The following is a 14522-nucleotide window of genomic DNA, read 5'->3' on the forward strand; positions in this document are numbered from 1 at the left end:
ATCGGGCGCCCGGCGAGGATCCGATCAGGCGGCCCCGCGGCAGCTCCACGGCTTCAGGCCGAGCTGCGCGTAGAGGTTGTTGGCCACGGTGATCTGCTCCTCGCGGGAGGACTGGTTGGCGTTGTAGGAGAACGCCAACCCACCGCCGATGCGCCACGCGTCGTGAGTCATCATCAGACCGCCGTAGTAAGTACCGGTGCTGTTGCTGGCCACCAGACTCCAGCGTTGTCCCGACTCGCACCAGGCGATGCGGTCCCACATGGCCGCGCGGGCCAGGTTCAGCGGCGGGGTGCTCGTGCCACCACCGCCGGTAGTGGGCGGCGGAGGCGTTGTGGGCGGCGGGGTCGCCGACGTGCAGCCCAGGGCCTTCCAGGTCACCGGACCGACGACGCCGTCGGCCACCAGACCCTTGGCGGACTGGAAGGACTTGACGGCGGCCAGGGTCACCGGGCCGAACCAGCCGTCGGTCTCCAGCCCCAGGGCCTTCTGCAGGACTTTGACCGAGCTTCCGGTGGCGTTGTACCGCAGAGTCGAGCCGACCGAGCACGTGCGGCCGCCCTCTCGTGAGGTGCCGCCGCCGGTGGCGGGGAAGCCGCCGAGCGCCTTCCAGGTCAACGGGCCCACAACGCCGTCGACGACCAGATGCTTGGCGGACTGGAACGACTTGACCGCGGCCAGGGTCTTGGGCCCGAAGATGCCGTCGACGGTGAGACCGCCCACGCGCTGCTGCACGGTCTTCACCAACGAGCCGGTCGAGCCGTAGCTCACGCTCACCACGGTGCTGCTGGTCGCGGCCTGCACCGAGGTGCTCACCCGGACGCTGGCCTGAGCGGTGGCCGCCGGGTGCAGTGTCGCCGCATCGGCGGTACCGGCCGCCAGCAACGAGGCTCCGGCCGCCGTACCCGCTGTGGCGGGGATCGCCACCGCTGAGATGAGGCCCTTACCTGCCAGGTTGTTCAGCGTGTTCGGTCGGGGCCGTTGGTGCCGCGGCGCGGGCCGCCGGCGGGACGCTTCGAGCGTGGCGCTGGTCATGATGCTCCCTGGTCGGTCATTCGTCAGTTCTCTCGGCGGGCTTCTCTCGTAGGACTATGACGCGCCTGTGACCGTTGCGAAAGATGGGAACCATGTGACTGGTGTGACTGACGTGACTTCGAAACCGCGCCCCGCCGCAGTGGCCGACCATAGGGGCGCACGTCGCGATCGGCGGAATTCCGCCTTAGTCCGAGATTTCGCACCGTTGAAACGACAACGATGTGATTTTCCGCGGAATCCCGCGGAAAATCACGCTCCCGATCGTCTCACCATTTGAGATTTGAAGATGCGAAGGCCCTCGCACCCATGTCGGGTGCGAGGGCCTTCGCCCGGTGTGCTGCTACCGATCAGGCAGCGCCGCGGCAGCTCCACGGCTTCAGACCGAGCTGAGCGTAGAGGCTGTTGGCCACGGTGATCTGCTCGGCGCGCGAGGCCTGGCTGGCAACCGACGCGAACTTCAGGCCGCCACCGATCCGCCATGCGTCGCGGGTCATCATCAAACCGCCGTAGTAGGTACCGGTGCTGTTCGAGGCCACCAGGTTCCAGCGCTGGCCGGACTCGCACCACGCGATGCGGTCCCACATGGCCGCGCGGGCCAGGTTCAGGCCGCCGCCGCTGGAGGAACCACCCGAGGTGGAACCGCTCGACGACGGAGCCGGTGCGGCCACGGCCTTCTTGGTGCCGATGGTGATGACCTTGTTGACCGGCGCCTTGAGGACGTCACGGTCGACCGTCTGGGACTTGACGACCTTGCCGCCGACCAGGGTCTGCTTGATGGTCAGCTTCGCCGAACCGATCCGACCGGCGGTGGTCACCTTGGCGGTGCCCTTGGCCATGGTCGAGTCGTACTTCTTCACGGTCGAGAAGCCGAGGGTCGTGGTGTCGGTCACGGTGCGCGTCGTGGTCGCGGGGCGGGCCTCGCTACGCGATGCCGGCTTGGTCGCCTTCTTGGTCGGCTTGACCGCCGGCTTGCTCGACGTCGTCGTCGACGGGGTCGAAGTGCTCGGGGCCGCCGAGGACGGCGCTGCGGCGGACGAGCTGCTGGTGGTGCTCGTGGACGGCTTCAGTTGCAGGTTCGCTGCGGAGTCCGAACCGCTCGTGCCACACGCGGCAAGCGCGGACGCAGCGATCAGGCTGGAAGCCGCCATGGTCATGCGGGCTGGGGTGATGCGAAAGGTCACGATTCTCCGATGTCGTACTTCCCCTCGGGCGGCGTGGATGACAGGCACACGATCACCCTCGGTGAAGGGTTTCGGCGCTTGTGGGACTGCTCTGACGACGGTGCGTCACGCGTCCCGACCCGTTTTCAGGTCCATCCGAGAAGGAGTCCGCTCTCGGGCTAACGACGTCTACCGTGAACGACGCAACCGGCGTTGGTCAAATTTGGATAACGAAAGATAGTTCACATCTTGGCGTTGTAACGCTTTGCTGGTAAAAGCCCGACACCGATCCTGCCGCGGTATTCCGCGGATCTCATCGCGAGGTGAGACGGCTGTAACACCGGTGATCACAATCACAACTTTGCGAACTCATAACGGTGAGACCGGCGTCACCAGGGGCCGTACACCGCCTCGCTGTTGACCGAGAGCGCCCGGCAGAGCGTGGGGACGTCCACGTTCAGCGTGCCGGCCATCGCCCGGACCGTGATCGGGATCAGGTACGGCGCGTTGCCGGCCCCGCGGTACGGCACCGGGGTCAGGTAGGGGGCATCGGTCTCTACCAGCAGGCGGTCCAGCGGGGTCACGGCCAGCGCATCTCGCAGGTTGCGGGCGTTCTTGAAGGTCACCGTGCCGGCGAAGGACAGGTAGTAGCCGCGTTCGACGCACTCGCGAGCCATCGACACGTCGCCGGAGAAGCAGTGCAGCACCGTTTTGTCGGGCGCGCCTTCCTCCGCGAGGATCCGCAGCACGTCGTCATGGGCGTCCCGGTCGTGGATCTGCAGCGCCTTGCCGGTCCGTTTGGCCAGGTCGATGTGCCAGCGGAACGAATCCTGTTGTGCCGCAACGCCTTCCGGGCCGGTGCGGAAGTAGTCGAGGCCGGTCTCGCCGATCACCCGGATCCGGGGATGGGCCGCGAGCGCCTCGATCTCGGCCCAGGCGGACTCCAGATCGCCGGCCGCGGCGTGGCGAGGGGCCTCGTTGGGGTGGATGGCCACCCCGCCCAGCAACGCGGCGTACTGCTCGATCATCCGGGTCGTGAACCGGGCACCGGACAGGTCGCAGCCGATCTGCACCAGGCGGTCCACGCCGACGGCGCGGGCGGCCGCGATCGCGCTGGCGACGTCCGGGGGCGCTGCTCCGTCACGGCCGATGTCGAGGTGGGTGTGGTTGTCCACCACCGGCAGCGGCAACGGCGTCGGCGGCTCCGGGGCCTCCCGCCGCGCTGAATGGTGGGTCATGACCGGCCCAGCCGGGCGATCTCCTCATCCACGACGGACGGGTCGAGCTTGGTGAACACGGGCGCGGGCTTGCCGATCGGCGTACCGGGCACGACCGGCACTGACGCCCAGCGCGGGGTGGCCGAGTAGGACCCGGTGATCACCGGGTAGCTGCGGGCATCGTCGTCCAGGTCGCGGACCTGCTCCAGGCGCGGCATCGGCATGAACTCCTGCGTCGCTCCGAGCACCCGGGCAACCCGGTTGGCAGCGTGCGGCAGGAACGGCGCCAGCATCGTGTTCAGATCCGACACCGACTGGGCCAGCGTGTGCAGGATGGTGGCCAGTCGCTCCCGCTGGTCCTCGGACTTCAGCTTGAAGGGCTCGGTCTCCGAGACGTAGGCGTTGGTCAGGCGGACCAAGCGCATCGCCTCGGCGAGGGCCGCCTTCTGGCGGTGCCGCGCGATGAGCTCGCCGACCGTGCCGAAGCCCTCGGAGATCTCCGACAGCAGTTCCTTGTCGACCGGCTCCGGTTCACCTGGCTCGGGGATCTGCCCGAACGACTTGTTGATCATCGTGGCGGTGCGGTTGACCAGGTTGCCCCAGCCGGCCACCAGTTCGGAGTTGTTGCGCTGCACGAACTCGGCCCAGGTGAAGTCGGCGTCGGCGGTCTCCGGCCCGCGGCGCTGATGAAGTAGCGCAACGGGTCGGGTCCGTAACGCGCGATCACGTCCTGCACGTAGATCACGTGACCGCGGGAGGTGGAGAACTGCTTGCCCTCCATCGTCATGAATTCCGAGGCGACCACCTGGGTCGGCAGGTCCAGGACGCCGTACTCCCCCGGGGTTCCGCCCTTGGCGCCGGCGCCGGCGTAGCCGAGGAGTTCCGCGGGCCAGATCTGCGCGTGGAAGGTGATGTTGTCCTTGCCCTGGAAGTAATAGGAGACGGCCTCGGGGTCGTTCCACCACTCGCGCCAGCGCTCGGGCTCGCCGAGGCGACGCGCCCACTCGATCGAGGCGGACAGATAGCCGATCACCGCGTCGAACCACACGTACAGCCGCTTGCCCTCCCAGCCGGGCAGCGGCACCGGGATCCCCCAGTCGATATCGCGGGTCATCGCGCGCGGCTTCATGTCGTTGGCGATGTTCTTGGCGAAGTTGATGACCCCGGGGCGCCAGTCACCGCGCTCGTCGACGGCGGCCAGCCATTCCTGCAGCGCGTCGGCGAGCGCCGGCAGGTCGAGGAAGAAGTGCTGGGTCTCGACGAATTCGGGGGTCTCCCCGTTGATCTTGGAGCGCGGATTGATCAGATCGGAAGGGTCCAGCTGGTTGCCGCAGTTGTCGCACTGGTCGCCCCGGGCTTCGGGGAATCCGCAGATGGGACAGGTGCCTTCGAGGTAGCGGTCGGGCAACGTGCGGCCCGTTGACGGGCTGATCGCCGAGGTCGTGGTCTGCTCGACCAGGTAGCCGTTGGCGTGAATCGTGCGGAACATCTCCTGCACCACGGCGTAGTGGTTGCGCGTCGTGGTGCGGGTGAACAGGTCGTAGGACAGGCCGAGATCGACCAGATCCTGGGCGATGACCGCGTTGTACTTGTCGACGACCTCCTGCACGCTGACGCCCTCCTGATCGGCCAGGACCAGGATCGGGGTGCCGTGCTCGTCGGTGCCGGAGACCATGAGTACGTCGTGCCCCGCCATCCGCATGTACCGGCTGAACACATCGGAGGGCACACCGAAACCGGCGACGTGGCCGATATGGCGTGGCCCGTTGGTGTACGGCCAAGCGACAGCGGAGAGAACCTTCACACGCTGAATTCTAGGCGTTCGCGTGCAACGCTCCTGACCTGCAATTCTTGGAGCATGTTCGCGTTGCTCACCGGTTTGGGCCTGACGGCAGCCGCCGGGCTCAACGCCTACATCCCCTTCCTGATCGTCGGTCTGCTCGACCGGTTCACCACGGTCATCGATCTGCCCGCGGACTACTCGTGGATCGGATCCTGGTGGGCGATCGGCATCGCGACGCTGCTGTTGATCTCCGAAGTCGTCCTGGACAAGATCCCCGCGGTCGACAGTGTCAACGACATGGCCGGCACGATCATCCGGCCGTTGACCGGCGGCGTGATCGGCGCAGGCGTGCAGGCGTCGTCGCAACTGGACCACTCCCAGTTCATGCAGGAACACTCCTGGATCGGTTTCGTCGGCGGCCTCGTCATCGCCGGGATCATGCACAGCGGCAAGACCGCCGTGCGCCCGGTGGCGAACGTGTCGACCGGCGGCATCGCGGCCCCCGTCCTGTCGGTGACCGAGGACCTGTCGTCGCTGCTGCTGAGCCTCGCTGCGGTTTTCATCCCGATCTTGGTGGTGGTGATCCTGGCGCTGATGGCCTGGGCGGGGTACGTCCTGGTCCGCCGGATCCGCCGGTTCACCCGAAGATCGCGTCATGCCGAAACTCTCGCCTAGGTCGCTGCTGCCGGCCCTGGTGCTCCTTCTGCTCCTGGTGGGCGTACTGGTGTGGCGACAGGTCCATCAGACGCCCCAGGTGACGACCCGCGCGATGGCGGCGGGGACCGTGTTGTCGGCGACCCGGTCCGGTGCCGATGTGCAACTCACCGTCGAGTACGTCGCGAGCGGGCGTCAGCTGCAAACCACCGGAACGGTGCCAGCGGCCGAGTTCTCACATCAGGGAAAGATCGTCTGGGTCTGCTTCAATCCCGCGTCGGCGTCCGAGACGGTGCTGCGGTTGCCGATGGACCCGCTGTGCGCGAACGGCGGCTGAGCCCTGTGGGTCGAGAGTCCCTGTGTTGTCAGCACCCCGGCCACATCGCCCCTCCCGCCGGGTCGAGAGTCCCTGAATTGTCGACACCCTGGTGAGCGCCGCCGTACCCGTCTGATCAGCGCGTTCGGCCTGCTCACCCGCACTCAGCCAGCCGCACCGGGGTGGGATCCAGGTAGCGAATCGCCACGATGTCGCCACGACCGGCGGTCAGCACCGTCACGTCCCGGCGCGCGGTCGCCTCATCGAAGAGGGCATCGCGTTGGCAGCCGGACACCTCGTCCAGCGGCCCCCGGTCCCTGGCGAACACCAGGTAGCGCACCGCCGGCGCCGACCCGATCGACCACACCTGATCATGGGTGGCGACCAGGTACGCGCCGGTGGTGTTGCTGGCCGCGATCGGCGCATCCCGCGCAATCCGCTCGCTCATCTCCTGCAGGTCGCGATACCGCTGCGCGGGGACGATCGCATGCCATGGCGCGGCGGCCACCTCGACCAGTTGGGTGACGCCGAGCCCGACGCTGATGGCCGCACCGGTGACGGCAGCCACTGCGACACCCGAACTTGTGGAACGCGATCCACCCGAAACGGCCGCCGCGGGGTGAATTCCGTTCCAGAAGTGGCGGTAGGAGGGTGCCCCGCTCAGGGCGTGGGCGGCGGCGATCAGCGCAATCGGCACCAGGATCACGTCGTAGTGGGTGTCCAGCCGCCAGTACGACGGGTTGTTGCCGACCATCCGCCACGCCAGGGTCGGGACGGCCAGGACTGCTACGGGAGAACGCAGTCCGACGAAGAGTGCGGTGGCGGCGAACAACGCCAGCGGCGCCAATCGCCACCACGACCACCCGGTGTCGACCTGCTGACCCAGCGGCGTACTGCCGGATCCGCCGAAGAAGACGCCGTAGCCCGAACCTCCCCCGACAAGCCGCAACACCACCGTCGCAGCCACCAGGCCGGCCACGCCGACACCGGCCAGCAGCACCGGCCGTCGCCACCCGTCCCGCTGCAGCAGCCACCACGCAGCCGCGGCCGCGATCACCGTCAGCCCCAGATCCTCCTTCACCAGGACCAGGACGACCGCTGCTCCGACGGCGAGGCGGAAGCGGCCGCAGACCAGAGCCGACGCCAACAGCGCGACGATGGGCGCGGCGTACGCCACCTCGTGGAAATCGAACAGGTCCGCCGCGACGGTGCCCCGGGCCAGCAGCCCGATCGCGAAGAGCACCAAGGCGATTCGACCGCCCACCAACCTCCGGGCCACCCACCACACGATCACCATGGCGGCGCCGATCAGGATCGCCTGCACGATCAGCAGCACACGGGGGTCGGGCCAGATGCGCCACCACAGACCGTTCAGCGCCAGGATCGGACTGAAGTGGTCGCCGAGCAGATCCAGCCCGCGGATGTCCGAGTGCGGCCAGTGGCCCCGGGACCAGGACTTGGCCGACTGGCTGAAAATCCCCAGATCGTACGACGTGGCCAGACCGGCGTTGTACCTCGCGACGGACCACATCGCCAACCAGAGACTGGCGACCAGCCACAACACCGCCGCCCGACGTCTCACCGTGCGGCGACCGCCGCGTCGTACAGCGCCTTCTTGGAAAGGCCCGTGGCAGAAGCGATGTCGGCGCACACGTCCTTCAACCGTTCGCCGGATGCGGCCCGGGTGAGCACCTTCGGCAGCACCTCCTCGACGCTCACAGAAGCACCCCGTGCTCCCGCGACGACCACCGTGATCTCACCGCGAGCGCCCTCGAGCGCCCAGTCGGCCAACTCGGCCAGTCCGCCGCGGCGTACCTCCTCGTAGGTCTTGGTCAGTTCACGGCACACCGCCGCTGGGCGTTGCGCGCCGAACGCGTCGGCCACCGCGGTGAGCATCTCGGACAACCGGTGCGGCGCCTCGAAGAACACCATCGTGCGCGGTTCGGCGGCAAGGGTCGCCAGATGCCGGGCCCGCTCACCCGGTTTGCGGGGCAGGAAGCCCTCGAAGCAGAAGCGGTCGGTCGGCAGGCCGGATACCGCGAGCGCCATCAGGACCGCGGACGGGCCGGGCACGCAGGTGACCCGCACTCCCGCGGCGATGGCCGCGGTCACCAGGCGGTAGCCGGGATCGGAGACCGACGGCATCCCGGCGTCGGTGACCAGCAGCACGCTCTCCCCCGAGGTCAGTCGCTCGACAAGTTCCGGGGTGCGGGCCCGCTCGTTGTGCTCGTGATAGCTGAGCACCCGGCCATGAGGGGACACCCCGAGCTGGTCGGCGAGGCGATGCAACCGCCGGGTGTCCTCGGCCGCGACCACGTCCGCCCGGCCGAGCCAGGACACCAGGCGGGGCGGGGCGTCACGGGGGTCACCGATCGGCGTACCCGCAAGCACCAGGAGACCGTCCGACATGGCGCTAGCGTTGCACGGACCGCACCGAGACGGCTCGGTTACCCTGTCGCGAGTGAGCTCCACGACCCTCGACGCACCCGAGCGACCGGTCGCCGACTCACCGTTGCCGCTGCGATACCAGTTGCGTCGCCGGCTGCTCGGTCGCCCCCGCACGGCCCGGGAGAAGATGTGGGCCTGGCTCGGTCCGGCGCTGGTGGCGGTCATCGGCGGCATCCTGCGGTTCTGGGACCTCGGCCGTCCGCACCAGTTGATCTTCGATGAGACGTACTACGTCAAAGAGGGCTGGTCGCTGGTCCAGTACGGCATCGAGCGTCAGCAGAACATCTTCGGCACCCAGACCGACAACCTGTTCACGATGGGCAGCCCGCAGATCTACGGCAGCCAGGCCGACTTCGTGGTGCACCCGCCGTTCGGCAAATGGGTCATCGGCTTCTTCGAGTGGATCTTCGGGATCAACTCCTCCTTCGGCTGGCGGGTGGGGGTGGCGCTCGCCGGGACCATCGCGATCTATCTCATCGGCCGCTGCGCGTGGCACCTGTTCCGCTCGCCGTTGCTGGCGACGCTCGCCTCGATCCTGCTGTGCTTCGAGGGCGCGGCCTTCGTGATGTCGCGGGTGTCGATCCTCGACGGGCTGGTGATGTTCTGGCCGCTGGCAGCGTTCGCGGCGCTGCTGGCCGACCGGGATCGCAGCCGGCGGATCCTCGCGGACAAGGTTGCCGCGGCGCGCGAGGCCGCAGTTCCGGTCTCGAGCCTGGGTCCGTGGCTGGGTTGGCGGCCCTGGCGCTGGGTCGCCGCCGTCTGCCTGGGGCTGGGTATGGCCACCAAATGGTCCGACGGTTTCTACCTGGCCATCTTCGGGTTGATGACCGTGTGGTGGGACCTGGGCGCACGCCGGACGGCGGGCGCTCGTAACTGGATCGCCGGGACGTTCCTGAAGGATGCGCTACCGGCGATGGTGAAGCTGGTGGGTGTCAGCGTGCTGACCTACCTGCTGTGCTGGATCGGCTGGTTCCGCAGCGACGACGGGTACAACCGCACCTGGGCGCTCGCCAATCCCGCGAACAAGGACAGCGGGTTCTCCCCGGACAGTTCATTGTTCGCGTGGCTGCCGGATTCGCTGCGCAGCCTGTGGCAGTACCACACCGAGATGTACAACTCGGCCAAGAGCATCACCGCCAGCCACCCGTACATGTCCAATCCGTGGTCGTGGATCCTGCAGACACGACCTACGTCCTTCTTCTACGAGTCGCCGGGCAAGGACGCCGGGTGCACCGTCGATCAGTGCTCCAAAGCCATTACCTCTCTTGGCAATCCGCTGATCTGGTGGTTCGGGGCGATCGCGTTGGTCATCTGCATCTTCTACTGGCTCTTCGGTCGCGATTGGCGGGCCGGTGCGATCGTGGGCGGGGTGGCGGCCGGCTGGCTGCCGTGGTTCAGCTACCAGGACCGCACGATCTTCACCTTCTACTCGGTGGTCTTCGTGCCGTACATCGTGCTGGCCTGCGTCTTCGTGCTTGGGTTGATCCTCGGCGCACCGGACGCCTCCGCTCGGCGGGTCAGAGCGGGGCGCATCGCCGTGGGCACCTTCACCGTCCTGACGGTGGCGCTGTTCGTCTTCTTCTGGCCGATCTGGACCGCGCAGGTGATCCCCTACACCCACTGGCAAGCGCGCATGTGGCTGCCGAGCTGGATCTGACCGGTCGCACCCCGATTTCCGACGAAACCGGCAGCAATCCATGGGTGCCCGGCCGCGGCACCCCCGATATGTGACGAGACGGCCACGATCCTGTCCCGGGGCAGCAGCTCAGGCACCGTGCAGCGTCAGATCGTACGGCGCTCCGAGGCCATCAGCGTCGCGGCCAGCGAGGTGGCCTGGGCCAAGGGCACGTCCAGCACGGTGTAACCCTGGGCGCCGGCCGCGGTCGCGAGTTCGACGCTGGCCACACCCTGCCGTCGCTGGAAGTACGAGCGGCGCATCACCACGGCAACCGTGCCGTCGGTCCGCACCACGTGCATGGCCCCGCCCAGGCCGCCGGTGCGGCTGAGCAGGTAGTCCCCCGCGATCGCGTGCCCGAGACGACGGGCCCGGTCCCACGCGAGAAGGGCGGCGGCGGGCAGCAGGATCGGCGCGGCGTACGCCACCCAGTGCGGCAGCGGACCGATCGTGGCCGCGATCACCAACCCGGCGACCACGACCAGGGTCGGCCAGAGCGCCCGGGTGAAGCGGCGCCGGGTGGCCACCGGGCCGTGGGCCTTGACCGGATGCGTCAGGACGGCGGTGGCGACGACATCGGACGCCAGGGCCGCGACGACCGGCAACGGAGCAGGCGGCGACAGGAGATCCGCCTCATCCCGGGAGCGGCGCTCCTCGTGACGGGAATGCAGCCCGGTGGTGATCGCACTCAGCCGGGCACCACCGACCCAGCGCAGCGGTACCGGCTGGTTGATCGTGACGCCCCGGATGCGACGGGTGTCCAACGAGGTCGAGCGCGTCGTCAGCAGACCGCGCGTCACATGCCAGGTGTGGCCGACCTCATCGGCGGTGAGCCGGAACCCGTAGAACGCCAGGAGATACCCGGCCATCGCCAGGACCGCCGCGAGCGCCAGGACCGCGACCGTCGCCAGGAGCACGGCCAACGGCAGCACCAACCCGCGCAGCCAGTCGATCGCGTCGTGGATCTCAGGGTTGCTGCTCGGGTTGAGGTGCAGGTCGTTCGCGATGCGGAACACGAAACCGGCGAGCACCAGGACGATGACCATGTTCGAGGGGTTGAACGGCGCAAACCGTACCCAGGTGGGATTCCAGGTCAGCAGCACCCGCTCACCCAGCGGCTGCTCGAGGTCCTCCTGCGCCCCGCCACCGGCTCGCAGCTGTGGATCACGGTGCAGCAACTCCGCTCGCAGATTCGCAGCCTGGGCACCGGTCAACCCGTCGAGCACCAGATCGCTCTCACCGGCGCCGGTACCGATCCGCACTTTGGCCAGCGCCAGTACCCGGTGCAGGGGTGAGGCCGTGACGTCGACGCTGCGCACCCGGTCGATCGGCGTGGTGAGCAACTGCTTGGTGAACAGGCCGTGCTGCAGTTCCACCCGGTCCGCGGTGAACCGGTAGCGCGTGGTCCACCACCGCAGGGCTCCGACGATCAGGAAGGCCACCGTCACGATCACGACGAACCACCACGGGTCGCCAGTGCTGCTGCCGAAGATCGCCGCCGCCACCAACGCGGGCAGGAACCGGCCGATCTCCTTGAAAGGGTGGACCAGCAGCATCCGTGGAGACAGCCGCCGCCAGGGATAGCCGTCCATCACGTGGCGTCCCGGTGATCCGCCGCACTGATCGCTGTCAGATCGGACACCAGCTGGGTGGCCACCGCGTGTTCCAGGGCCGGAATGTGCAGCGCGCCCTTGGCTGAGGCCGTCGTGACCGTGACCGTACTCAGCCCGAACAAGCGCATCAGCGGACCGCGTTCGGTGTCGACGGTCTGCACGCGACTGATCGGCGCGACCCGCAATTCGCTGACCCACCAACCGATCTGGGTGGATACGGCCTCGTCGTTGATGTCCCATCGATGCACCGCGTACCGCCAGCGAGGCATCACCAGCACTTCGGCCACCGCCACGCCGGCGACCACCAGCCACATCAGGACCGCCACCGATGTGGGCGGGTGCACGGTGAACTGCACGACGCCGGCGACGGCTAACCCCACCAGGCAGACCAGTGCGCCGCGCAGCCGCCAGTAGGCGGGCGCGCGAGACGCCACCCGGCGCTCTGGCTGCGGCAGTTGCATGACCTCACCCAACCATCTGCGTGCGGCAGGGTTAAGTTGCAAGGGTCCGTGTCGTCGTACGCCGATGTGCGAAGGAGCCCTCGTGTCCTCCCCTGAGCCCGGCCGACTGGCCGATCTTCTCCCGACCGGCCGGCTGCTCACCGATCCCACCAAGATGGCCGGCTACCGCTGGGACCGAGCGCTCGACCCGGACGCGGGTACGCCGATCGCAGTGGTGTGCGCGCGAACCACCGAGGACGTCCAGGCCGGGGTGCGCTGGGCCGCCGAGAACGGCGTCCCGGTCGTCCCACGGGGTGCGGGCTCGGGACTGTCCGGTGGCTCCAGTGCCATCGACGGGTGCCTGGTCATCGCCGTCGATGAGATGACCGCCATCGAGATCGACCCGCTGACCCGGATCGCGACGGTCGAGCCCGGCGCGCTCAATGCGCACGTGAAACAGGCGGCCGCCAAGCACGGCCTGTGGTATCCACCGGATCCGAGCTCGTTCGAGTTCTGCTCGATCGGCGGCAACGTGGCCACCAACGCCGGCGGGCTGTGCTGCGTGAAGTACGGCGTCACCACCGACTACGTGCTGGGCATGACCGTGGTCCTGGCGGACGGAACCGCCGTCGAACTCGGCGGTCCGCGCCTGAAGGATGTCGCCGGCCTGTCCCTCACCAAACTCTTCATCGGCTCCGAGGGCACGCTCGGCATCATCACCAAGGTGCTGCTACGGCTGGTTCCGGCGCAACGGCCGCCGGCCACGCTGGTGGCGACCTTCGCCCGACTCGACGACGCCACCCAGACCGTCGTCGACATCACCAGCGGGTTGCGGCCCTCGATGCTGGAATTCATGGACAAGCCGACCATCAATGCGGTCGAGGACGTCACCAAGATGGGGTTGGACCGCGACGCCGAGGCCATGCTGATCGTGCAGTCCGACGAACCGGCCGGGCACGCAGGCGTCGAGATTGCCCAGATCACCAAGATCTGCGAAAAGAACAGTGCCACAGAGGTTTTCGACACCGACGACGTTGAGACCGGTGAACAGTTCGTGGTCGCTCGACGGATGGCGATCCCGGCGGTCGAGCGCAAGGGGTCACTGCTGTTGGAGGACGTCGGCGTCCCGGTGCCGCGCCTCGGCGATCTGGTGCGCGGCATCGCCGAGATCGCGCGGCGTCGCGACATCCTGATCGCGGTGCTCGCTCACGCCGGGGACGGCAACACCCACCCACTCCTGGTCTTCGACCCCTCCGACGCGGCTCAATCCGAACGCGCCCACACGGCGTACGGCGAGGTGATGGATCTGGCCATCGGCCTGGGCGGCACCATCACCGGTGAGCACGGCGTCGGGCGGTTGAAGAAGCCGTGGTTGGCGGACTACCTCGGCCCGGACGTCCTGGCCCTGAACCAGCGGATCAAGCAGGCCCTCGACCCGGCGGGGATCATGAACCCCGGGACGATGTTGGACTAGAAGCGCCCGTACGGGCGGCGCCATCCGGTGACCCCCACCGCTCCGAATCACCGGTATGACGATCGAAGCGGCCCTGACGACCGGCTTTCGGGTGTCGGCCAGGACCGCGCGGCCTGCAACGATACGGCCGATGCACACCGCCGACTCCGATCCGCTGCAGGATCTGCTAACCGCCGTGGCGCGCGGCGACGAGGCAGCCTTCGCGCGGCTGTACGACGCGGTCAGCGCCCGCGTCTTCGGTCTGGTCCTGCGCATCGTGGCCGATCAGACGCTGGCCGAAGAGGTCACCCAGGAGACGTTCCTTGACGTGTGGCGGCGCGCCGGCGGGTTCGATCCGGCCAAGGGCTCCGGGCTGTCGTGGATCTTCACCATCGCCCACCGCCGCTCCGTTGACCGGGTGCGGTCGGTGGTGGCCGCGCGCAAGCGGGACGCGGCGTACGGCGTGCAGCACCAGGATCGTGACTTCGACAGCACGGTCGATGTCGTGACCGAGCGGCTGGATGCCGAGCGGGTGCGCGGCGCGATGGGCAGAATGTCCCAGGTGCAGCGCGAGGCAGTCGAGTTGGCGTACTTCGGCGGGCTGAGTCATGCCCAGGTCGCCGCAGAGCTGGGTATTGCCCTGGGCACCGCGAAGTCCCGGATCAGGGACGGCTTGCTGTGTCTACGCGGCGTCTTGGGCGGTGAGGCGTGAGCGAGCACATCGAGGCTGT

The 14522-nt window shown here is 68.3% G+C and carries 12 protein-coding genes and 1 pseudogene; 5 read left to right on the plus strand and 8 right to left on the minus strand.

The window, feature by feature from the left end; translation table 11 throughout:
* Positions 1–24: 24 nt before the first annotated feature.
* The 4 genes and pseudogenes from ACFQBT_RS14935 to metG all read right to left on the minus strand — a co-directional run bounded on the left by ACFQBT_RS14935 (position 25) and on the right by metG (position 5213).
* Entirely contained in the window at positions 25–1032 is a 1008-nt protein-coding gene (locus ACFQBT_RS14935) for a peptidoglycan-binding protein (RefSeq protein WP_377823828.1), read from the minus strand.
* 347 nt (positions 1033–1379) lie between these two features.
* Positions 1380–2186 carry a resuscitation-promoting factor gene (locus ACFQBT_RS14940; RefSeq protein WP_377823830.1) on the minus strand — a complete coding sequence of 269 codons (807 nt, stop codon included), beginning with the start codon at positions 2184–2186 and terminating at the stop codon, positions 1380–1382.
* A gap of 395 nt (positions 2187–2581) precedes the next feature.
* Entirely contained in the window at positions 2582–3430 is an 849-nt protein-coding gene (locus ACFQBT_RS14945; protein WP_377823831.1) for a TatD family hydrolase, read from the minus strand.
* Positions 3427–5213 (minus strand): annotated as a pseudogene (gene metG, locus ACFQBT_RS14950) (methionine--tRNA ligase). The gene ACFQBT_RS14945 and the pseudogene metG overlap by 4 nt, the downstream one beginning before the upstream one ends.
* Before the next feature lie 54 nt (positions 5214–5267).
* Between metG and ACFQBT_RS14955 the strand changes: the two are divergent.
* The gene (locus ACFQBT_RS14955; protein ID WP_377823833.1) at positions 5268–5867 is read left to right on the plus strand and encodes a DUF4126 domain-containing protein; all 600 of its coding nucleotides are present in this window, start codon (positions 5268–5270) and stop codon (positions 5865–5867) included.
* Positions 5848–6183 carry a hypothetical protein gene (locus ACFQBT_RS14960; protein WP_377823834.1) on the plus strand — a complete coding sequence of 112 codons (336 nt, stop codon included), beginning with the start codon at positions 5848–5850 and terminating at the stop codon, positions 6181–6183. Before ACFQBT_RS14955 ends, ACFQBT_RS14960 begins: the two co-directional genes overlap by 20 nt.
* A gap of 133 nt (positions 6184–6316) precedes the next feature.
* On the opposite strand, the gene ACFQBT_RS14965 is transcribed toward ACFQBT_RS14960, so the two are convergent.
* On the minus strand, positions 6317–7744 hold the full coding sequence (locus ACFQBT_RS14965; RefSeq protein WP_377823836.1) for a DUF2079 domain-containing protein: 1428 nt from the start codon (positions 7742–7744) through the stop codon (positions 6317–6319).
* Positions 7741–8571 (minus strand): 16S rRNA (cytidine(1402)-2'-O)-methyltransferase, encoded by an 831-nt coding sequence (gene rsmI, locus ACFQBT_RS14970; protein ID WP_377823838.1) that lies wholly within the window; start codon positions 8569–8571, stop codon positions 7741–7743. Before rsmI ends, ACFQBT_RS14965 begins: the two co-directional genes overlap by 4 nt.
* Before the next feature lie 52 nt (positions 8572–8623).
* Here rsmI and ACFQBT_RS14975 point away from each other — a divergent pair, with 52 nt between their 5' ends.
* Complete coding sequence (locus tag ACFQBT_RS14975) at positions 8624–10267, plus strand: dolichyl-phosphate-mannose--protein mannosyltransferase (RefSeq protein ID WP_377823839.1); 1644 nt, start codon at positions 8624–8626, stop codon at positions 10265–10267.
* Between the two features lie 125 nt (positions 10268–10392).
* Here the strand turns inward: ACFQBT_RS14975 and ACFQBT_RS14980 are convergent, their stop codons facing one another.
* Both ACFQBT_RS14980 and ACFQBT_RS14985 read right to left on the minus strand, forming a co-directional pair.
* Positions 10393–11877: a PH domain-containing protein gene (locus ACFQBT_RS14980; RefSeq protein ID WP_377823840.1), complete on the minus strand. Its 1485-nt coding sequence runs from the start codon at positions 11875–11877 to the stop codon at positions 10393–10395.
* Positions 11877–12359, minus strand: coding sequence for a PH domain-containing protein (locus tag ACFQBT_RS14985; RefSeq protein ID WP_377823842.1), 483 nt, complete (start codon positions 12357–12359; stop codon positions 11877–11879). The genes ACFQBT_RS14980 and ACFQBT_RS14985 overlap by 1 nt, the downstream gene beginning before the upstream one ends.
* 82 nt (positions 12360–12441) lie before the next feature.
* Between ACFQBT_RS14985 and ACFQBT_RS14990 the strand changes: the two genes are divergently transcribed.
* Entirely contained in the window at positions 12442–13812 is a 1371-nt protein-coding gene (locus tag ACFQBT_RS14990; protein ID WP_377823843.1) for an FAD-binding oxidoreductase, read from the plus strand.
* 130 nt (positions 13813–13942) lie between these two features.
* Positions 13943–14503, plus strand: a complete 561-nt coding sequence (gene sigK / locus ACFQBT_RS14995) for an ECF RNA polymerase sigma factor SigK (protein WP_377823845.1) — start codon at positions 13943–13945, stop codon at positions 14501–14503.
* Positions 14504–14522: the final 19 nt, after the last annotated feature.

Origin of the sequence: Branchiibius cervicis, from assembly GCF_042661605.1 — a bacterium.
Lineage (GTDB): Bacteria > Actinomycetota > Actinomycetes > Actinomycetales > Dermatophilaceae > Branchiibius > Branchiibius cervicis.